This is a genomic window from Arcobacter sp. LA11, assembly GCF_001895145.1.
In the GTDB taxonomy this organism is placed as follows: Bacteria; Campylobacterota; Campylobacteria; order Campylobacterales; family Arcobacteraceae; genus Halarcobacter.
The window spans coordinates 27,743-49,527 of the sequence record NZ_BDIR01000007.1 but is presented as its reverse complement, the minus strand read 5'-3'; the positions used below and the strand labels follow the sequence as shown (position 1 = coordinate 49,527).

Sequence of the window (21,785 nt, the reverse complement as noted above, 5' to 3'; positions counted from 1 at the left end):
ATTTATTTTTCTCTCCGCCTTTATTTCTTTCGAAATATAATCATTTAAATCATTTTATTTTTTGCAGCAATAATATCCCCCGTTTCTGCTGTTCTTGTTGCATATCAGAATTACATTAATTCATTGATAAATGAATGTATTAAAAAAATATCATCTAATGATGAAATTAGAAAGTTTTATACTTATAAATATATAAATAAGTATTTTGAAGGATGGACATATATTACATCAAAAAAAGAGAATAACTGGCATAGTTTAGCAATAGTACTAATGTTAATGTTAGGTTTATTTTTATTGCTTTTATTTGTTACCCTTATGATTGTTTCTTTTTTAATTCAAATAAATGTTATATATGATGTAATTACAAAGCCTTCTTCATCATATTTCATAAATTTATTTGTAGTAAGTTTTGCTCTTATTTCAATAATGTTTTCTTGGATAGTAGCAATAATTCAACTTCCTTTACCTGAAGTTGATAATAGTAATTACCAAAAATTACTAGAAATGGAACAAAATGACCCTCGTAAATATGAAGAAACAATAAAAAAAATTGCAATAAAATCATCTAAAAAAGAAGCACGTTACTTGATTGCACTATATGCAATCATTTACACGATTACTTTTTCTTTAATATCAATTTATTTTTATCCTGAGAGTTTAGATAAAATAGAATATTTTTTAGGAAAAGCAATTCCTGGAGCTTTTTTAGTAATGTTTTTCTCAAATGAAATATTAGGTTTTATCTTTAATAAAGGGCGAGTTTGGTTTTTTACAAATTATTCAGAAAAATCTATAAACAGATTAACTATATTTAAAAGAATGGAAAGATTTTTTTTATTGATTAAAGTTATTATTCCATTAATAATGAGTGTTATATATACATTTTATATTTATAAAAATTGAAAAATTATATTTTATTTATTCCTGCTCTTATTGAAGCCGAAGACTTTATTTTTTTAAGCGAAAAAAGCCGAAACTGTTTGACTGTAAAAAGTGACTAAATGTCACTTTAGAAAGGAGTTTTGCAGGCTAGCTTTCAAAAGTAAAGTTTGAGGGAAGCTTTTCCTTCAATAACTGGCAGTTGTTTTTGCCTACTTTTTGTCAATACAAAAGTAGGATATAATTAAATAAAAAGGCTCAGCCATGAAAATCCACCTAAGCTCAGCAACAATCCAATCTTACGAAAACAAAAACAAATCAATGGATTTATTCTACAATCCAATAGTCATATTTGAAAATACAAAACCTTTTTTAATAGAACAACTAAAAAATATAAATTGGAGTATCCAATCAGATAAAATAGGTTCACATGATTTTGATATCCAAATAGTTCAAAAGCCGTCTTTAGAAGATACAGAAGATAGAAACTTTATAGAATTTAGATTATCAAAAAAAGATATACCTTTTATCTATGATAACTACTCTTGTAAAATTACTTTCAAAGCTATTATAGAATTACTAGATAAAACAAATATGCAAATAAAACATGAAGCCTTAGGAATAGTAAAAACCAAGTGGTCAAAAGGTTTACTCTAATTTCAAATTTAGAGACTTTATACTTCTTGAGGGAAAGATATTTCCTATACAAAATAAAAGAGACTGTTTATATCTAAACGATATCTATTTTGAAATTCTAACAATACGACTTAAATAAAACTTATTATATTATTTATTATTTAAGATAGCTTTATATATAATACAAAAAAATTTAGGAGAATATATGAAAAAGCTATTTTTTTACTTTATAATATCTGTATTTATATCTGTTTCTGTTAATGCAAAGTATATTACACCATTAAATGGTCCAGGTGTAGAAATAACAAGATATTTTGCTCATAAAAATGGGGGAGTATCATTATATATATCAGGTCCTGTATTAAATTCAGATGGATGTACTTCAGCCTTTAGAGTTTATATTCCTAATGATCTTCCTGGAAAAGATATTTTAATCTCTTCTGCACTTATGGCTTTTTCCTCAGGAAAGAAGATAGGTATACATGGCTCAGGTTGCAGTACTACGAATTTTTGGGGTGGAGCGGTAGATGTTCCAATTGTTGATAATTTATGGGTTTTCCCATAAATTATCAACTTGATAAAAACTTTATAGAATTTAGACTATCAAAAATAGATATACCTTTTATCTATGATAACTATTTATGTAAAATTATTTTCAAAGCTACTATAGAATTATTAGATAAAACAAATATGCAAATAGAATATGAAGCCTTAGGAATAGTAAAAACCAAGTGGTCAAAAGATTTACTCTAACTTCAAATTGTCACTAAAAAAAGATACAATTAAAAAAGTTTTTAAAAGGAGTACAAAATGGCAAATCCATATATGAAACATGGTGCGATGAACTGGATGGAGTTAATGACTTCTGATATAAAAGGTGCTAAAGATTTCTATTCACAAGTTTTCAATTGGAAGTTTGAAGAGTATGTGAGTGATTCTCCTATGGAATATCACATGATGACAGTAGAAGGTGAAGAAATGCCTTTTGGTGGTGTTTATGATAAAAAAGATGCTATGGTTGATACAAGTGAAATTCCATCACATTGGGGTAATTATATCACTGTAACAAGTATTGATGAAACTATAGAAAAAGTTCAAAGTTTGGGTGGAAATATAATTGTTCCTAAAACAAATATTCCTAATGTAGGTGATTTTTCAGTTATTCAAGACCCACAGGGTGCAGTTATTTCTATTATGGAATATTGTGAAGAAATGAAGAATTGTTAACTTAATCTAAAGCCGTAGAGGAGAGAGATAATTACGGCTTTAAATTATTGTAACGACTAGTAAACAAACTGTAAAAAAACTAATCATTATAAACATAAAAGTCCTTATTGAATAGGATTTTTTATTATATAGTGAGCATATGACAATCAAATGATATTTTTTATTAAATATGATATTTTATTCAATCTACAATATAGCCATCTTCGATAGTCTTACTATTTAAACTATTTTCTTTAGCTTGAATTATCATGATTACTAGTTCTTCTTTACTAGAACTATTTTTATAGTGTCTTGCTCCATCAGGTTTGATTTTTATTATAGAGCCTTCTTGTAAATCAATAATCTCTTCATCTATTATAAATTGTGCTTTGCCTTTGATTATTACATACACTTCTTCATTTTTTTTGTGTTTATGAAAAAATGGTATCTCTTCATCTGGTTTTAGTATATTTAGAGATATTTCCATTGAACTTAAATCAAGTACTTCTTTTAAAAAAAGCTTTCCTTCTTTTTTTAGTGGAGTACCTTCAATTACAAAGGTTTCGTTTTTTATATTTTGAAATTCATTTGTATGAATTAACTTATAATTTTCTAAACTTGACATCTTAAATCCTTTCTAGACTATTTGGTCTAATAAAAGTATAAAGAAATATTTCTTAAATTAGACTAAATAGTCTAATTTAGTTTTTTATTGAATCTAAGTAGTTGAATAAATGTTGAAGTGAACCTAGGTAACTCTCTTTTGTGATATTATCTTCTCCAATAGAGATATTTCCTATAGTAGAGGTATAAATAAAAAGACTTAGTGTTTTTATATTACATTTTTTTATATGATTGTTTTTTAGTGCTATTTCCAATAAATTTTCAATATTTTTTATAATTTGGGCGTATGTTTTTTCAAGTTCTATTTTGAAACTATCATCTAGGCTAAACATTTCACGTACTAGTTTATTTAATGGACAACCATATTTTAGTAGATAGTCTATTTTAGAAATTTGAGTTAGTTTGTTTTTTATAGTATCAATTTCATTTTCATTTTCTACAGTTTCAAAAGAAAAAAAAGTTAACATTTTTGGAGTAATTCTTTCTTTTATTACTGCAAGTGCAAGTTCTTTTTTTGATTTATAATGATGATACATAGAACCTTTTGGTACTTTTGCATGTTTTAAAATTCTATCTACATTACAACCTTGAAAACCGTATGTATATATTTCTATATATGCTGAGTCTAAAAGTTTGTCTTTTGTGGATAGTTTATTTTGCATTATTTCTCTTGTTTTGATACTTTAAATTTAACATGATATTGTATCTAGTTCGCACGTAAAAATAGATTATAATTGAAATTTTGTTATACTAAATTATTAATATATAGAAAAGATAATATGAATAAAAAACATTTTAAAACATTTATAAAAAACTTACCTTTAGATGTAAACGTTATGGGAAGAGACAGATTTTTCAATTCTGCTGTTTTGATTCCTTTAGTTAAAATCGATGGGGAGTATTATTTATTATTTCAAAAAAGAGCTGCAAATATTAGACAGGGTGGAGATATTTGTTTCCCTGGTGGTGGATATGAAGATTGTGATAAATCTTTTAAACATACAGCACTTAGAGAGACAAAAGAAGAGCTTGGAATCAAAAAAAAAGATATAAAAATTTTAGGACAATTAGATACTTATGTAGCTCCAATTGGTGCAGTTATTGAGCCATTTGTAGGTCTTATAAAGAAAAAAGCTGTTAAAAATATGATAATAGATCCAAGTGAAGTTGAAAAAACTTTGCTTATTCCTATGAAATTTTTCAAAGAACATCAGCCTGAAGAATATACTTTAAAATATGAGGTTCATCCATTTTCTATAAATGAAGAGGGAGAAAAAGAAGTTCATTTTCCAGTAGAAGAACTAGGTCTTCCTGAAACATATCGTAAACCTTGGGGACATAAACGTCACAAAGTTTGGGTTTACAAATATGAAGACGAGGTTATTTGGGGAATTACAGCTGTGATTATAAATGATTTATTAAAAAGATACTAATCTTTTTAATAGTCAATATTTAGATAGTCATCACCGCCCATTTATCACTTTTAAGTGCTTTTGTTAAAAGTTCACCTGTGTGTACTACTTTGATATTTAGTTTTTCTAATTTTTTTACTGCTTTATAATCTTCTACACATACGATACAAGCACTCATTTTTACTCCAGTTGCTTGAATTTCCAATAACTGTTGTTGAATTTTTTTATTTTTCTTTGCAAGGAGAATTGATGGCCCCCAAAGCATAAGATGTGCTTTCTTCCAATATTCTCTTTCTAATATAACAGAAGAGTAAAGTAGGGGGAATTTCTTTGCAACTTCAATATCTGCATTTGACCAAACTATTAGTAAGTTGTTTTTTGCCATTTATATATTCCTTTTAAATTGCATATATCATTTGATGTATTATATTTACTTTTTATAAAAGTTATCTTTTGATACACAAAGAGTAAATATTTAATTATTATAATACCGCAATCAAAAACACAAGGATAATTAATGATTTCAAGAATAGATAATGCAATTTCGCAAATTCTAAATAACTTCCAGTCTCTTTTTCTACTTTTAGCAAGATTAGTAATCGCATATGGTTTTTATGAACCAGCAATGAATAAGTGGAATAACATAGATTCAGTAGGACAATGGTTTGGTTCAATGGGAATACCTTTCCCTACTTTAAATGCATATATGGCAGCTACAACTGAAACTTTAGGTGTAGTTTTATTAGCTTTTGGTTTTCTTACAAGAATAATTTCAGTACCACTTATGGTTATCATGTTAGTTGCAATTTATACTGTTCATTATGCAAATGGATTTAGTGCAGGGGACAATGGTTTTGAGATTCCATTATACTTCTTCTTATTTTTAGGATTATTTATGTCTCATGGTGCAGGAAAGTTTTCTATAGATTATCTTGTGTCAAAAAAGTAAAATTACAATCAGGTTTTTTGGATATAATTCTGCACTTGTATTTTAGATTTTGAAATAAATACATAGTTAATATTAAAGATAAAAAATGAATAAAATATTATTAGATAATACAGAAATATACCCATCAAAAGTTGTGTGTATAGGAAGAAATTATACTGAACACATAGCTGAATTAAATAATGAAACTCCCGATGAAGCAGTATTTTTTTTCAAACCAAATTCTGCAATAAGTAGTGAAATGATTTTTCCTAAAGGAAATGAAAGTTGCCATTATGAAGCAGAAATTTCTTTTATAATTGAAGAAAACAAGATAAGTGCAGTTGGTTTTGGATTGGATTTAACATTAAGAGAAGTACAATCAAAACTAAAGAAAAAAGGGCTACCTTGGGAGAGAGCAAAGTGTTTTCATAATTCTGCTGTATTCTCAGATTTTGTAAACTTTAGTGGAGATACTTCAAACTTAGAAGTGGAACTATATATAAATGATGAACTAAAACAAAAAGGTGGAGTATCTTTAATGATTACAAAACCTCAAGAGATTATAGATGAACTTTTAACTTTTTCTTCATTTGAAGATGGAGACATTTTGATGACTGGAACACCAAAAGGAGTTGGGCAGTTTGATATTGGTGATGTTTTTGTTGGTAAAATATTATGCAATGAAAAAGTAATAGTTGAAAAAAGGTTCATAGTACACTAGGAAATTAAGTTGCTATTAGATAATATATAAAGTGTTAAATTATATTATTTAATGGTGACAAATGACTCTATTCCGTATATTTCTTATTTTCTTATTTGTTAATTGCTTAAATGCTCAACTTATTCTAAATGAAGAGGAAAAAGAATGGATATCAAAGAATCCTATTGTAAAAGTAGGTGTTGATTCAAATTGGCCTCCTTTTGATTTTGTAGATAGCTATAAAAAACATCAAGGTATATCTTCTGAGTACTTAAATCTCATAGCCTCCTCCACTGGTTTAAACTTTGAAATTTATTCTGATAAATGGAATAAAGTTATGAATAAAATCAAGAAGAATAAGTTAGATATTTTAGCTTGTGCAGATAGTACAGATACTAGAAGAGAGTACTTAAATTTCACATCTTCTTATTTAGATGTTGATATTGTGGTTGTAGGAAAAAAAGATTTAGACTTAGAATCTTTTAACGATATACAAAAGTATAAAATAGCTTTACCAAAAGATAATTTTGTACATGAAAAACTAAAAAAAAGATTCCCAAAAATGAAATTTATATTTGTTAAGTCAAATGAAGAGGCTTTAAAATATGTCTCATATGGGAAAGCTGAAATTTATATTGGAAATCTACCTGTAATAACTTATTTAATTAACAATAACCTTTTAACAAATTTAGAGGTTAAACTAAAAGCCGATTTTAAACAAGCAAATTTATCTATAGGTGTAGTAAAAGAAAAAGAGGTTTTATTATCTATTTTAAATAAAGCCCTTGATAATATTACTAAAAATGAAAGACAAAAGATTGCTAATAAGTGGATATTAGACAGTTCTACAATAATTCCAAAACAAGATTTAAAGATTAATTTGACAAAACAAGAAAAAGATTGGTTATCTTCCCATGGAAAGATAAAAATTTCTGGAGATACTTTTTGGCCTCCATACTCTTTCCTTGACAAAGATGGAAAATATGTTGGTATGGTTCCTGATTTAGTCTCTATAATAACTAAAAAGATAAATTTAGATATTGAGTATAAAAATAAAGAAAATTGGGCAGATACAATAGCTGCAATGAAAAATAAAGAATTAGACATGATAGATGCGATTTCTTATTCTAAAAGTAGAGCAGAGTTTATGAACTTTTCTACTAAATATTTTGCTGCTGAGATTGTTATTATTGCAAATAAAAATAATGATAAATATGTAAACTCTTTAATGAGTATAAAGAATAAGAAAATTGCTACTGTTAAAGGGTACTCAGTTATTGAAAGAATTTTAAATGATTATCCTTCTTTTCCTAAATTAGTTGAAATAGAGAGTCCTCTTGAAGGATTAAAAGAGTTATCTAACTCTCAAATAGATTATTTTATTTTAGATATTCCTTCTTTTGAATATTATAGTAAGGCATATAGTTTAAGTAATCTAAAAATAGTAGGACCTACTGGATATACATATGAATATGGATTTGGTATTTTAAAAGAGCATAAAGAATTAACATCAATAATAAATAAACTTTTAAAAAATATCTCTGTAGATAAAAAAGATGAGATTTATAGAAAATGGATTAAAGTTGATTATGAACAAAAGATTGATTATGATTTAATTTGGAAGATAGTTCTTGTTGCATTTTTTATTTTATTTGGTACTTTATATTGGAATAGAAAATTACAATCTGAAATTGAAGAAAAAGAAGAAGCTCAAAAAAAACTAAGTGATAGTAGAGATTTTGTAAGTGCAATCATGAATTCTCAGATGGATATTATTGTTGTAACAGATGGTAAAGAGATAAAACAGGTAAATCAATCTTTTTTAAACTTTTTAAAAATAAAAAATCTTAGTGAATTTAAGAAAAATCATAAATGTATTTGTGATTTGTTTGATACAAGTGATGAGAAAAATTTCTTAATCCCTGTAAGAAATGATGAAACATGGATTGATGAGGTTCTATCAGATTCTTTAAAAGTTCATAAAGCAAAAATTGTTATGAATGATGAAGAGTATATTTTTAAAGTTGTTGCTTCAAAAATTAAAAATAGTTCAGTTTTAAAAACGGCTGTATTTCATGATATTACAGAAGTTGAGAATTTACATAAAGATTTAGTAAAGGCTAAAGATATAGCACTTAGTGCTGCAAAACATAAAAGTGAATTTTTAGCAAATATGTCCCATGAGATAAGGACTCCTATGAATTCTGTTATAGGTTTTACAGAACTTCTAGATAAAGAAATAGATAATCCTGTACAAAAAGATTATTTACAGTCTATTAAAAGAGGAGGAAATGCTCTTCTTGGTATTATTAATGATATTTTAGATTTATCAAAAATTGAAGCTGGAAAACTTGATATAAAAAAAGAATCAATAAATCCAAAAAACTTAATAGGTGAAGTAGAGTCAATTTTTCATTCTAAGATTATAAGTAAAAATATCACCTTTACAATTGAGATTGATGAAAATATTCCTGATTTTATTATTATAGATAGTATTAGAATTAGGCAAGTTTTATTTAACTTAATTGGAAATGCTATTAAGTTTACAGAAAAAGGAACTATTAAATTAAAAGTAGAAAATCTTTATAAAGATGAAATAAAAAGTAAGATTGATTTGATTATTTCTGTTGAAGATACAGGGATTGGTATAGACAAAAAAGATTTAAAAAATGTTTTTAAGTCTTTTGAACAAAGTGACCAAGATGATGCAAAGTATGGTGGTACAGGCTTGGGCTTAGCAATTTGTTCAAAACTAGTAAGTATGATGAATGGTGAGATTGAGGTTGAAAGTAAAAAAGGAGTAGGTTCTATATTTAGGTTTAGACTTTATGATATTCCTGTAAGTTCACTAGGAGAGCAGATTACTGCTAAAAAGTTAGATTTTTCAAATATTGAATTTGAAAAAGCAACAATATTAGTTGTTGATGATATAGAAGAAAATAGGAAACTTGTACAAGCTAGTTTAAAAAACTTTAATTTTAAAATTATTATGGCAGAAAATGGAGAATTAGCACTAGATAGGTTAAAAAATATCAAGATTGATTTGATTCTTATGGATTTAAGAATGCCTGTTATGGATGGTTATCAAACAGCAACTATAATTAAAAATGACGAAAAACTAAAAAATATTCCTTTGATAGCTCTTACAGCTTCTGTTATGGGAAAAGATTTGGAAAAAGTTGGAGAATATGGTTTTGATGGATATCTAAGAAAACCTGTAATTTTAGATGATTTAATAGAAGAGATTAGTAAATATCTAAAATTTACTTTTTTGAATAATATTACTGTAGAAAAACAAACTAATATCTCTACTATTGATAAGTCAAAGTTAGATGAGGTATTAGGAGTTTTAACTACTACATTAAAAGAGAAATGGAATGAAGTAAAAGACAAAGGTGATTTTTTACTTATTGACTCTTTTGTAGAAGAATTAGATGATATTGCACCTGAAGGTATTGAAATATTGTCAGATTATATTAGTCAATTAAAAAACAATATAGATGCTTTTGATATTGAAAAAGTTGATTATTTGATGAATAGTTATGAAAAAATTATTGAAGAGCTTATAAAAATGAGAAGAAAGTTAGATAATGAGTAAAATTTTAATAGTAGATGATGTTCCTAAAAATATACAAATGGCAATGAATATATTAAAAAACGAAGGACATCATATGTATTATGCACAAACTGGGATAAAGGCTTTAGAATTAATTAAAGAAAATGACTTTGATTTGATACTACTTGATGTTATGATGCCTGAAATGAATGGTTATGAAGTTTGTAAAAAACTAAAATCTGATTCTAAAACAAGTAATATCCCTATAGTTTTTTTATCAGGGAAAGATTCTACATCTGATATTGAATTAGCTTATGAAATTGGGGGACTTGATTATGTTATTAAGCCATTTATTTCAATTGAGTTAATTACAAAAGCAAATATGTATGTACGATTTAAAGAGTTAGAAGACAAATTTAAGAATATGGATTAAAGGATATAAAATGCAATTACATAAATATCAAAATAAGATTTTAATTGTGGATGATAATCCAAAGAATATACAAGTAGCAATGAATATTTTAAAAGATTATAATGTAATTTATGCACAAAGCGGAGAAAAAGCATTGGAACTTGTAAAAGAAAATGATTTTGATCTAATCCTTCTAGATATAGTAATGCCAACAATGGATGGTTATGAAGTTTGTAAAGTTTTAAAAGAAGATACTAAAACAAAAGATATTCCAATAATTTTCTTAACGGTAAAGGATGATGAAAAAGATATTGTAGAAGGCTTTGAATTAGGTGCAGTTGATTATTTAGTAAAACCTTTTTATTCTGAAGTACTTTTAAAAAGAGTCGAGTTACATTTAAAATTGTCAAGTTCAATTAAAGAGTTAACTTCTTTGAATGATAATTTAAATGATATTGTACGTACTCAAATAGAAGATATAAGAAAAAAAGATGAAGTTTTATTTAAACAGTCAAAGATGTTAGCACTAAGTGAGATGATTGATATGATGTCAGAACAGATGCTTTATCCTTTGGGTCTTATAAAACTTCAAAATCAAGCTTTAGAGTTAAAACTCATAAGTAACAATATAGAGAATAAAGATATTGAAGAGTCTGTCAATCTTACAAATGATCAGTTAAATTATTTAAATATTACAATTGAAGATTTCAAAAGTTTTTTTCAGCAAGATGTAGAAGCAGATTTTATGAATCTAAATGTAATGGTTAATAGAGTATTACTCTTTTTTAAAGATATGTTTATTCAAAATAAAATAGAAGTTAATGTCCAAGGAGACATCCATCTTGAGGTCTCTTTTGTAAAAAGTGAATTAAAACATGTTTTGATGAAATTAATTTTTAATTCTATAAATCTTTTAAAAAACAATAATATAAAAGATAAAAAAATCAATATATTTTTTGGTAAGAAAAATGATGTTGTAGAACTTGATATATCTTCAAATGTTCAAGAGTTTGATATTGAATTATTAAACAGTTTGTTTGATTATAATGATATTGATTTAGAAGGAACAAATATACATCATCTAGGTTTACATTTAGTTAAGACTTTAATTGAAAAAAATCTTTCAACTATATATATTGAGAAAAGTGATTTTGGTCTTTGTTATTGTACTAAATTTTATAATTGAAACATTTAATAAAAATTAAACTAATAAATTATATTTATTTTTAATCATTGACTTTTTTTCTTGTGTTACAATTCTTTCAAATATATTACAATTTGAGGTAAAAATGAATTATAATGAATTAACTGAAGAAGAATCGTATGTTATTGATAACAAAGGAACGGAGAGACCTTTTTCTGGTAAATATAATGACTTTCATGAAAAAGGTACTTTCAAATGTAAAAAATGTGATACTCCTTTATATAAGTCTACTGATAAATTCTCATCAGGTTGCGGATGGCCAAGTTTTGATGATGAAATTGAAGGTGCGGTAAAAAGAGTTCCTGATCGTGATGGTAGAAGAGTAGAAATAGTTTGTAACAACTGTGGTGGTCATTTAGGTCATGTTTTTGAAGGAGAAGGCTTTACTTCTAAAAATACAAGACATTGTGTAAATTCTATTTCTTTAAAATTTGAAACTGATGATAAATGTTGTAAAGAACATGCAGTAGCATATTTTGCAGCTGGTTGTTTTTGGGGTGTGGAATATCACTTTCAAAATATAAAAGGTGTTTATTCAGCAGTTTCGGGATATATGGGTGGACATATAGATAATCCAGATTATCAAGCAGTATGTACTGGAACAACAGGACATTTAGAAGTTGTAAAAATAGATTATGATGAATGCCAAATATCTTTTGAAGAATTAGCAAAACTATTTTTTGAAATTCATGACTTTACACAAGAGAATGGACAAGGTCCAGATATTGGGAGTCAATATTTATCTGCAATATTCTATGTGGATGAAAATCAAAAAAAGACTACTATAGAGTTGATTGATAAATTAGAAGATATGAATTATAAAGTAGCTACTTCTTTACATGAAGTATCTAAATTTTATGAAGCAGAGGATTATCATCAAGATTATTACCAAAAGACAGGCAAAACACCATATTGTCATACATATAGAAAAATTTTTAATTAAAGAGTAAATAAAAAGGTATTTAATACCTTTTTATTTTTTATATAGTACCAAGTATGTAATATACTGGTTTATTATCAAGTTTTTGCAAGTTTATATTATATTTATTTGCCCAATGGTTAACTTCTTCATGAAATTCTTCAATAATTTCATCTGCATCATTTTCATCACATTTGATTTTTAAATGTTTAGTAGAGTTAGAAAGTGCTACGTAAGCATTCATTTTCTTAAGATGGTCATTTAGACTAATAATATGTTTAGAAAATTTATCAAATTCTTTAGTTTCATTCATTACTTTTTTAGCTTGATTAAGTGAAGATTCACTTTTTGCATAGCCAAGTTGTGATAATAATACTTCAGGTGATATATCTAATTGCATATTGCTCCTTTTTGTAGATATAAGCAAAATAATATCAAAATAAATGTAAATCTGACTTTAAAATTTCATTATAAAGTAGAACATTTTTTAAGTTAATAAATAAAAATAATTTTTTAGAGTTACTTTATATTATTCTTGTATAATAATTTAATAAATAAAAAAGATTTGTATGAAAAAAAATAATTACAGACTCATAACTATAACTACATATATTATTATATCGATATTAGCTATATCAATGACTATTAACTATGTATATCAAAAAGAAGAACAACTATTAGAAAAAAAATATAATAATATAACAGCCAATTTAGAAAATAAATTGAGTTCTTTAATTGATAAGAAAAAAAATGCGACACTTGCCCTTACAATTACTTTAGCCAATAATATAGAAGTTATAAATATTTTAAAAGGTAATCTTGTGGAGGATAAAAAGCTTCATAAATTATCACTATTACTTAGAAAAGAGACAGCTTTTAAAAATGTTTGGTTTCAAGTTCTTGATAATAAGGGAAAATCTCTTTTTAGAAGTTGGTCTGAAAAAAGAAATGACAATGTTTATAAATTTAGAGCAGATATAAGGGAAATGTTAAAACAACCTAGAATTAAAAGTACTATTAGTGTTGGACGTTATGATATGACTTTTAAAGCAATGGTACCTGTTTATGAAAATGACAAATTTATTGGAATCATTGAATCTATTACTCATTTTAATTCCATTTCAAGAGGTTTAAGAGTATCAAATACTGTAGAACCTATTATTATTGTAAATGAAAAATATACAAAACAATTAACAAAACCTTTTACAAATCTTTTTGTAGATAATCATTATATAGCAAATATCTCTGCAAACAAAAAAGTTATTGATTATCTTAGTAATCTTGGAGTTAAAAAAATCATTAACACAAAAAGATATTTTGTAGATGATAAATATTTAATCATAAATTATCCTATATATTTCAAAGAAGAAAGATTAGCGAATTTTATAGTTTTTAAAGATTTAATATTGATTGATAAATCTTCCATTCGTGAATATAAAAATAGTGCGTATTTATATTTAGGATTATTTATAATCTTACTTGGTTTAATATTGTATGTGATTAGTTATTATATTTATTCAAAAGAGATAACAAAGTTATATTTGCAATTAAATAAAAATCAAAAAGAGTTAAAAGAGTTAAATGAATCTTTAAAACAAACAATTGACAAAGAAGTTGAAAAAAATGATAAAAAAAATAAAATCATCTCTCATCAAAATAAACTAACGGCGATGGGTGAGATGATAGAAAATATTGCTCATCAATGGAGACAGCCTTTATCTATTATTTCTACTGCTGCCTCTGGAATCAAACTAAAAAAAGAGTTAGGTGTAGAAATTAGTGAAGAAGAAGAGAAAGATGCTTTAGATTCCATTGTTTCAACTTCTAAATATTTATCAAATACAATAGATGATTTTAGATATTTCTTTTCACAAGATAAAATGATAACTATATTTAGTTCTGAAACATTGATTGAAAAAGTTATGAATTTAATTGAAAATGAGTTTATTTCAAAAGATATTCAGATTATCAAGAATATAAGCTCTTTAGAAATAGAAAGTTGTGAAAATGAATTATTACAAGTATTAATAAATTTATTGAATAATTCTAAAGATGAACTTCTAAAAAAAGATATAAAAAATAAATATATATTTATTTCTATTTATTTAGAAAGAGATGATATTGTATTAAAAGTAGATGATAATGCAGGAGGAATTCCTAAGAAAATTATTGATAGAATTTTTGAACCATATTTTACAACTAAACATCAATCTCAAGGTACAGGAATTGGATTATATATGAGTGAAGAGATTGTTTCAAAACATTTAAAAGGTAGTATAAGAGTTCAAAATATTGAATATAATTTTAAAGGTGACATCTGTAAAGGGGCTTCTTTTAAAATTAGAATTCCTACTAAATAACTTTGTTAAAATAAATAAAAATTAAAGGTAAATTATATGAGCGTTTTATTAGAAATGGCAATGTTCCCAACTGACCATGGTGAAAGTAAAAGTGAGCATGTAGCGCAAGTTATAAAAGTAATTAGAGATTGTGGTTATCCATATCAGTTAACACCTATGGCAACAATTATTGAGACTGAACAAATCTCTGAGGCTCTTGAAATTGTTCAAAAGTGTTATGATGTATTAGATTCTTTAGATTGTAATAGAGTTTATTCTACTATTAAATTTGATATTAGAAAAGGGTATAAAAATAGATTGACTGGAAAAGTAAAATCTATAGAGAATAAAATAGGTGAAGTTTCTAAATAAAATTTAGAAGAGTGTTGGTTGATTATCTTCATCCAACGCTTTTAGTTTAAAACTATATCTGTGTTCTTCACATCTACCAAATTCTTTTATTTTTTGAACATGGGCTTTAGTTCCATATCCTTTATGTTTTTCAAAATTATAATTTGGAAAATCTTCAGCAATTTTACACATATATCTATCTCTACTAACCTTTGCTAAAATAGATGCCGCACTAACTTCCATAACAGTTGCATCTGCTTTAATTTTATGTTGTAAAGTTTGAATTCCAAAAGAAGTGTTTCCATCCATTAAAAATTCATCTGCTTTATCATTTAGTGTTTGCATAATCTCTTTTATTGAATTTTTAAGACATGTAGATAAGCCTTTTTCATCTAATGTTTTTGCATCTGTAAATACAATGTGGTATTCACAATTATTTTTTATTTCATCAAATAATGCTTCTCGTTTTTTTTCGCTTAATACTTTAGAATCATTTAATCCTTTTATTGATTTCTTGATTATTGCTCCAGCAACAACAAGTGGTCCTGCAAGTGGTCCTCTTCCTGCTTCATCTATTCCACATAACATAATTTTTTTTTAGCCTTATTTAGAGTATTTCTTAAAGAAAGATAATTTTACAATAAAAAATTGTATAATAGATTAATCAACTATTTAGGGAAAACTTTGATGATGAATAAAAAAGTAATTACTATTTTATTAGTTTTTATTTTGATACTAGTATCTATATTTGCATATATACAATTTAATAAGAAAGAGAAAGTTACAATTGGCTTTGTTGGAGCATTAACTGGTAAATATTCAGTTTTGGGGAATGCTATGATAAATGGAGTTCTTTTAGCTTTTGAAGAAAAGAATTATCAAGTTGGAAATAAAAGTATAGAAATAGTTTTTCAAGATGATAAACAAGATAAAAGACTAAATAAAGAAATTATAAATAACTACATAAAAGAAGATATCAAAATTGTAATTGGAAATGTAACAAGTTCAATGAGCAAAGTTTCTATGTCAATAATAAATAAACACAAAGATATGTTTATGATATCTGCTGCTTCTGCAAGTAATGAGTTTTCTAAAAAGGATGATCAGTTCTTTAGAGTACATGTTGCAAACAACAATCAAAGATTTGATTCTTTTACTAACTTTGTTTTAGAAAATGGGTTTAAAAAGGTATACGGTATCTATGATCCTTTTAATGCAACTTATTCTAAAGATTATCTTGTAAATTTTGAAAAAAGTTTTATTCAAAATGGTGGAGAAAAGTTTCTTACTTATGCTAAAACAAACGATAACTTAGACAAACTTATTTCAGATATAAAAGAAAAGAAACCGGATATTATTGTAATGTGTGCTAATTCAGTTGATGCTGCAAGAGTACTTCAATATGTAAGATTAAAGGGCTTACAGACTCAATTTGCAATGGCAGAATGGGCAAGAACACCGTCATTTCTAGAAAATAGTGGAAAATCCTCTGAAGGCGTTATTTTTAATATTGATTATGATGAAGAGTCAAAAAATCCTAACTATTTAAAATTTGTAAAAAACTATAAGAAAAAGTATAAAACATTTCCTTCTATGTATGCTGCAAAAGCGTATGAGTTATCTTCTATAATAATTGAATCTTTAGAAAATGTTTCTGAAGATAAAATAAAAGAATATGTGTTAAACAAAAAAGAGTTTACAGGGCTGCAAGATACAATAATTTTTGATAAATACGGAGATGTAATTAGAGAGTTTTATAGTTTTAAAGTAATTAATGGGAAATACGTAAGAATAAAATGAAAAAAGTAAAGAGCTTAAAAAAGCAAATATTACAGCTTTTAATTTTCTTTTCTATTTCAGTTATTATTATATTTGGTGCTATTTCAATACTCAATCTTTATAATTCAAAAATTGAAATTATTAAACATAATCAAAATGTAGCATTAAAGCAAGTTTCAAAAGAAGTTCAAAATTTAAATTTGGACATAGAAAATATTGCAGACTATATTTCTAATAACTACTCTTTTTCTGGAAATCTTTTAAAGAATGTTGTCGAGACAAATCAAAATATATCGTCTATTTTGATTTTGGATAGAAAAGGTTTGATTGAAGATTTTTATGCAATGTCAAATCTAAATATTTATAAGGGCTTTGATTACTCGAATAAAAATTATTTTAAAGAATTAAATAATTCAAATAATAGTTATTGGACAAATGTATTTTTATCTACTGTTGATGAAGAACCTTCAATTTCATATAGTTTTAGAATGGCAGATAAAATTGGTGTAATAATGATTAATTTATCAGAACTATCAAATTTTCTTCTTAGATTTAAAAATCATGACAATTCTCATATGATAAGAATCTTTGATAAAAATGGTATTATGATTATAAATCCAGATGATAAACAATTGGTTCTTCAAAGATTCAATGCTATTACCTCTGAAGTTTTTACAAAGTTAGTGAAAGAGAAAGAACCATATACCCAAGTTATCTTTTCTTCTATTAAAAACGATGGAAAACAATTTGGTGCTTATACAACTATAAAGAGAACTGGATGGACAATTCTTGTAAGAGAAAACCACGATTATATTTTAAAATCATTGAATTCAGTTGTTCTTTTGATTATATTTGCAATTATTGTTTTTATAATATTATCAATTTACTTATCTCTAGGTATCTCAAATAGAATTTTTAAATCATTTGATAATATGGAAACAATAACTTCAAAAATCTCAAATGGTAATTATACTGTAGAAAATAAAAATCTATATTATGATGAATTTAACAACTTACTAAATAGTTTTAATAAAATGCAAGTAGAAATTGATAAAAGAGAAGATACTTTAGAAAATTCATTAAATAGTTTTAAATCTCTTTTTAACTCCACAATGGAATCAATAATTTTACATGAAAATAAAATTTGTTTTGATGTAAACAATGTATGTCTAGATTTATTTGGTGCTACATCAAAAGATGATTTGATAGGTAAGAATATTTTAGATTTAGTTGCTCCTGAATATAGAAGAATTGTGGAAAATAATCTTTTGGTTAATAGTGAACCATATGAAATAGAACTCATAAAAATTGATGGTAGTAGAATACAAGCTCTAGTTCAAGGGAAGTTCTTAAAATTAGAAAATAGATTAGTAAGAGTATCTGCACTTATTGATATTACAGAGTTGAAAAATAAAGACCAATTATTATTTCAACAAAGTAAAATGGCTTCAATGGGAGAGATGATTGGAAATATAGCACACCAGTGGAGACAGCCTTTGAGTATAATTAGTACTTGTGCTAGTGGAGTTAAATTTGAAAAAGAATTTTCAGTATTAAGCGATGATAGATTAAATGAATCTATGGATATGATTGTTGAAAATACTCAATACTTATCTCGAACGATTGATGATTTTAGGAATTTTTTTAAATCAGAAAAAAATTTGCAATTATTTGTTGTAAGTGATATTGTTAAAAAAGCTTTAAAACTTTTAAGCTCAAATATAAAAAATAATGAAATAGAACTATTTACAAGATTCTCAAACAATGAGTTTAGTTTTGAAGGTTACCCAAATGAATTTATTCAAGTCTTAATAAATATTATAAATAATTCAAAAGATGCATTTTTAGCTAATAATAGTCAAGAAAGATGTATTGAAATATCTGAACTAGAGTATAAAGATAAATATATATTACAAATAAAAGATAATGCAGGAGGAATTCCTACTGGCATAATTGATAAAATATTTGATCCTTATTTTACAACGAAACACAAATCCCAAGGAACTGGGATAGGTCTTTATATGTCTCATCAAATTATAGTTGACCATATGAATGGTAAATTAAAAGTGAAAAATATTGAATTTAAGACTAAAACAGGAAAATACAAAGGTTCTTGTTTTATTATTGAACTACCTAAAAATCCAGTAAATAATTATACTTATTCAATTTAACTTGACAAATACACACTCAAGTTGCTATAATTTTGTTAGCAATTAAACAATAGGAGTGCTAAAAAATGAATAAATTATTTGAAAAATTAACAAATCAATTAGCTGAAACAATTGATTCTTCACTTGCTTTAGCTTTACATAATAAAAATCAAGAAGTAGATGTAATTCACTTGTTATGGGCTTTATTAACAAATACTAACTCAGTATTAAATCAACTATTAAATAAAATGAATGTTGATAAAGCAGCAATTGAATTAGAAGCAAAATCATATGCAAATAAACTTTCTTCTGTATCATCAGTTACAAAAGAGAATATAAAATTATCAAGAAATTTAGTAGGAAGTTTAGAAAAAGCAGAAGGATTAGCAGCAAAGCAAGGAGATAAGTTTATTGCAATCGATTCTTGGCTTATTGCAAATTTTGATTCTAAAGAATTAAAAGAAGTATTAGGAAAGTATATTGATTTAAGAGAAGCAATTAAAGAACTTGAAGCTATGAGAGCAGGAAGTACTATTGATAGTGCTAGTGCAGACGAGAACTTAGAAGCTTTAGGAAAATATGGTATAGATCTAAATAAGATGGCTATTGATGGTGAGCTTGACCCAGTAATTGGAAGAGATGAGCAAATTAATAGAATGATGCAAATATTAATTAGAAAAACAAAAAATAATCCAATATTATTAGGTGAGCCTGGAACTGGTAAAACTGCAATAGCAGAAGGACTTGCCCAAAGAATTGTAAATAAAGATGTTCCAACATCTTTACAAAATAAAAAAGTAGTAACACTTGATATGAGTGCATTAATTGCAGGTGCTAAATATAGAGGTGAATTTGAAGATAGATTAAAGTCGGTCATTGATGAAGTTAAAAAAGCTGGAAATGTGATTTTATTTATTGATGAGATTCATACAATAATTGGAGCAGGAGCAAGTGAAGGCTCTATGGATGCTGCAAATATCTTAAAACCAAGCTTAGCAAGAGGTGAACTACATACAATTGGAGCTACAACTTTAAAAGAGTATAGAAAGTATTTTGAAAAAGATACAGCTATGCAAAGAAGATTTCAACCAGTTAATGTAGATGAACCAAGTGTAAATGAAGCTTTACAAATTTTAAGAGGTATAAAAGAGAAACTTGAGACACACCATAATGTAACTATAAATGACTCTGCACTTGTTAGTGCGGCAAAGTTATCAAGTAGATACATAACAGATAGATTTTTACCAGATAAAGCTATTGACCTTATAGATGAAGCAGCAGCAGAACTTAAAATGCAGATTGAATCAGAACCAACAGTTCTTTCAATAATAAAAAGAGAGATTCAAACTATCAATGTAGAAAAAGAAGCTCTTAAGATGGAAAAATCTAAGAAAAATAAGCAGAGATTAGAAGAGATAGAAAAAGAACTTGCTAATAAAAATGAAGAAAAACAGACTCTTGAAGCAAGATTCCAAAATGAGAAAGAGACTTTTAATGCAACAAGTTCTTTAAAAGCAAAAATTGATGAACTGAAAACAAAAGCAGAACGTGCAAAAAGAGAATCAAAATTTGAAGAAGCAGCATCTATTGAGTATGGAGAAATTCCAGCATTAGAAGAGAAAATAAAAGAAAATGAAGAGAAATGGCAAAGAATGCAAGAAGAGGGTACACTTCTTAGAAATTCTGTTGATGAAGAAGCAATAGCAAGTATTGTTTCTAGATGGACAGGAATTCCCGTAAATAAAATGATGGATTCTGAAAAACAAAAAGTTTTAAGAGTTGAATCAGTACTTAAAGAAGATGTAATAGGACAAGATGAAGCTTTAAAGGCAATTTCAAGAGCTATAAAAAGAAATAAAGCAGGACTTTCTGAAGATTCTAGACCTATAGGTTCATTTATGTTTCTTGGACCAACAGGTGTTGGTAAAACAGAATCTGCTAAAACACTTGCAAAGTTTTTATTTGATGATGAGAAGTCACTTATAAGATTTGATATGAGTGAGTATATGGAAAAACACGCTGTAAGTAGACTTATTGGTGCAGCTCCTGGATATGTAGGATATGATGAAGGTGGACAACTAACAGAAGCAGTTAGAAGAAAACCTTATTCTGTGATATTATTTGATGAGATTGAAAAAGCACATCCTGATGTTTTTAATATTTTACTTCAAGTTCTTGATGATGGAAGATTAACTGATAATAAAGGTGTTACTGTTGATTTTAAAAATACTATTATCATCTTAACTTCAAATATTGGAAGTTCTAAAATTATTGAAATAGAAGATAAAGAGAGTAGACGCTCTGAGGTTTTAAATGATTTAAAAGTTCATTTTAGACCTGAATTCTTAAATAGACTTGATGATATAGTAATTTTCGAACAATTAGGTTTAGATGCAATTACAAATATTGTAGATATTATGTTTAATAATATAAAAACAAAAGTAGAACAAAAAGATATTAGAATTTCTTTAACACAAAATGCAAAAGCCTATATTGCAGATGCAGGTTTTGATCCTGTTTATGGAGCAAGACCACTTAAAAGGGCAATTTATGAAATAGTTGAAGATAGACTTGCTGATTTAATTTTAGAAGATAAAATTGTCGAGGGCTCTAATGTAGAATTCGATGTTCAAAATGGTGAAGTGATTGCAAACATTAGTTAATTTGTAGATTAATTTCTTAAAATGCTT

22 protein-coding genes are annotated in these 21,785 nt (G+C 26.1%); 17 read left to right on the top strand and 5 right to left on the bottom strand.

What is annotated here, in order from left to right; all coding sequences use genetic code 11:
• Positions 1-123 precede the first annotated feature (123 nt).
• From BT997_RS09350 to BT997_RS09330, 5 genes are all read left to right on the top strand, one after another.
• Positions 124-903, top strand: a complete 780-nt coding sequence (locus tag BT997_RS09350) for a hypothetical protein (RefSeq protein WP_072681513.1) — start codon at positions 124-126, stop codon at positions 901-903.
• A gap of 240 nt (positions 904-1,143) precedes the next feature.
• On the top strand, positions 1,144-1,536 hold the full coding sequence (locus BT997_RS09345; RefSeq protein ID WP_072681511.1) for a hypothetical protein: 393 nt from the start codon (positions 1,144-1,146) through the stop codon (positions 1,534-1,536).
• A 184-nt stretch (positions 1,537-1,720) separates the two neighbouring features.
• Positions 1,721-2,080: a hypothetical protein gene (locus BT997_RS09340; protein ID WP_072681509.1), complete on the top strand. Its 360-nt coding sequence runs from the start codon at positions 1,721-1,723 to the stop codon at positions 2,078-2,080.
• Entirely contained in the window at positions 2,065-2,268 is a 204-nt protein-coding gene (locus BT997_RS09335; RefSeq protein WP_072681507.1) for a hypothetical protein, read from the top strand. Before BT997_RS09340 ends, BT997_RS09335 begins: the two co-directional genes overlap by 16 nt.
• 57 nt (positions 2,269-2,325) lie before the next feature.
• Positions 2,326-2,742 carry a VOC family protein gene (locus tag BT997_RS09330; protein ID WP_072681505.1) on the top strand — a complete coding sequence of 139 codons (417 nt, stop codon included), beginning with the start codon at positions 2,326-2,328 and terminating at the stop codon, positions 2,740-2,742.
• A gap of 181 nt (positions 2,743-2,923) precedes the next feature.
• Here the strand turns inward: BT997_RS09330 and BT997_RS09325 are convergent, their stop codons facing one another.
• Positions 2,924-3,346, bottom strand: coding sequence for a cupin domain-containing protein (locus BT997_RS09325; protein ID WP_072681503.1), 423 nt, complete (start codon positions 3,344-3,346; stop codon positions 2,924-2,926).
• 76 nt (positions 3,347-3,422) lie between these two features.
• Positions 3,423-4,007, bottom strand: coding sequence for a TetR/AcrR family transcriptional regulator (locus tag BT997_RS09320; protein WP_072681501.1), 585 nt, complete (start codon positions 4,005-4,007; stop codon positions 3,423-3,425).
• 117 nt (positions 4,008-4,124) lie between these two features.
• Between BT997_RS09320 and BT997_RS09315 the strand changes: the two genes are divergently transcribed.
• The gene (locus BT997_RS09315; protein ID WP_072681499.1) at positions 4,125-4,778 is read left to right on the top strand and encodes a CoA pyrophosphatase; all 654 of its coding nucleotides are present in this window, start codon (positions 4,125-4,127) and stop codon (positions 4,776-4,778) included.
• A 19-nt stretch (positions 4,779-4,797) separates the two neighbouring features.
• Here BT997_RS09315 and BT997_RS09310 read toward each other — a convergent pair whose 3' ends face one another.
• Positions 4,798-5,142: a DsrE family protein gene (locus BT997_RS09310; RefSeq protein WP_072681497.1), complete on the bottom strand. Its 345-nt coding sequence runs from the start codon at positions 5,140-5,142 to the stop codon at positions 4,798-4,800.
• Between the two features lie 132 nt (positions 5,143-5,274).
• On the opposite strand from BT997_RS09310, the gene BT997_RS09305 reads away from it, so the two are divergent.
• The 6 genes from BT997_RS09305 to BT997_RS09280 all read left to right on the top strand — a co-directional run bounded on the left by BT997_RS09305 (position 5,275) and on the right by BT997_RS09280 (position 12,500).
• Complete coding sequence (locus BT997_RS09305) at positions 5,275-5,706, top strand: DoxX family protein (RefSeq protein WP_072681493.1); 432 nt, start codon at positions 5,275-5,277, stop codon at positions 5,704-5,706.
• Positions 5,707-5,791: 85 nt separating this feature from the next.
• On the top strand, positions 5,792-6,406 hold the full coding sequence (locus BT997_RS09300) for a fumarylacetoacetate hydrolase family protein (protein WP_072681491.1): 615 nt from the start codon (positions 5,792-5,794) through the stop codon (positions 6,404-6,406).
• Positions 6,407-6,467: 61 nt separating this feature from the next.
• Positions 6,468-9,983: a transporter substrate-binding domain-containing protein gene (locus BT997_RS09295; RefSeq protein WP_072681489.1), complete on the top strand. Its 3,516-nt coding sequence runs from the start codon at positions 6,468-6,470 to the stop codon at positions 9,981-9,983.
• Positions 9,976-10,374, top strand: a complete 399-nt coding sequence (locus BT997_RS09290) for a PleD family two-component system response regulator (RefSeq protein WP_072681487.1) — start codon at positions 9,976-9,978, stop codon at positions 10,372-10,374. The genes BT997_RS09295 and BT997_RS09290 overlap by 8 nt, the downstream gene beginning before the upstream one ends.
• Positions 10,375-10,384: 10 nt before the next feature.
• Positions 10,385-11,539, top strand: coding sequence for a response regulator (locus BT997_RS09285; RefSeq protein ID WP_072681485.1), 1,155 nt, complete (start codon positions 10,385-10,387; stop codon positions 11,537-11,539).
• Positions 11,540-11,642: 103 nt separating this feature from the next.
• The gene (locus BT997_RS09280) at positions 11,643-12,500 is read left to right on the top strand and encodes a bifunctional methionine sulfoxide reductase B/A protein (protein WP_083568628.1); all 858 of its coding nucleotides are present in this window, start codon (positions 11,643-11,645) and stop codon (positions 12,498-12,500) included.
• A 37-nt stretch (positions 12,501-12,537) separates the two neighbouring features.
• Here BT997_RS09280 and BT997_RS09275 read toward each other — a convergent pair whose 3' ends face one another.
• A complete protein-coding gene (locus BT997_RS09275) occupies positions 12,538-12,876 on the bottom strand; it encodes a hypothetical protein (protein WP_072681480.1) in 339 nt (112 codons plus the stop codon).
• Positions 12,877-13,045: 169 nt separating this feature from the next.
• Between BT997_RS09275 and BT997_RS09270 the strand changes: the two genes are divergently transcribed.
• Positions 13,046-14,836, top strand: a complete 1,791-nt coding sequence (locus BT997_RS09270; RefSeq protein ID WP_072681479.1) for an ATP-binding protein — start codon at positions 13,046-13,048, stop codon at positions 14,834-14,836.
• A 36-nt stretch (positions 14,837-14,872) separates the two neighbouring features.
• A complete protein-coding gene (locus BT997_RS09265) occupies positions 14,873-15,187 on the top strand; it encodes an MTH1187 family thiamine-binding protein (protein ID WP_072681477.1) in 315 nt (104 codons plus the stop codon).
• A gap of 3 nt (positions 15,188-15,190) precedes the next feature.
• Here BT997_RS09265 and BT997_RS09260 read toward each other — a convergent pair whose 3' ends face one another.
• On the bottom strand, positions 15,191-15,754 hold the full coding sequence (locus tag BT997_RS09260; protein ID WP_072681476.1) for a ribonuclease HII: 564 nt from the start codon (positions 15,752-15,754) through the stop codon (positions 15,191-15,193).
• 99 nt (positions 15,755-15,853) lie between these two features.
• On the opposite strand from BT997_RS09260, the gene BT997_RS09255 reads away from it, so the two are divergent.
• The 3 genes from BT997_RS09255 to BT997_RS09245 all read left to right on the top strand — a co-directional run bounded on the left by BT997_RS09255 (position 15,854) and on the right by BT997_RS09245 (position 21,758).
• The gene (locus BT997_RS09255; RefSeq protein WP_072681475.1) at positions 15,854-16,966 is read left to right on the top strand and encodes an ABC transporter substrate-binding protein; all 1,113 of its coding nucleotides are present in this window, start codon (positions 15,854-15,856) and stop codon (positions 16,964-16,966) included.
• Entirely contained in the window at positions 16,963-19,116 is a 2,154-nt protein-coding gene (locus tag BT997_RS09250; protein ID WP_072681474.1) for an ATP-binding protein, read from the top strand. The genes BT997_RS09255 and BT997_RS09250 overlap by 4 nt, the downstream gene beginning before the upstream one ends.
• 65 nt (positions 19,117-19,181) lie before the next feature.
• A complete protein-coding gene (locus BT997_RS09245) occupies positions 19,182-21,758 on the top strand; it encodes an ATP-dependent Clp protease ATP-binding subunit (RefSeq protein ID WP_072681472.1) in 2,577 nt (858 codons plus the stop codon).
• Positions 21,759-21,785 lie beyond the last annotated feature (27 nt).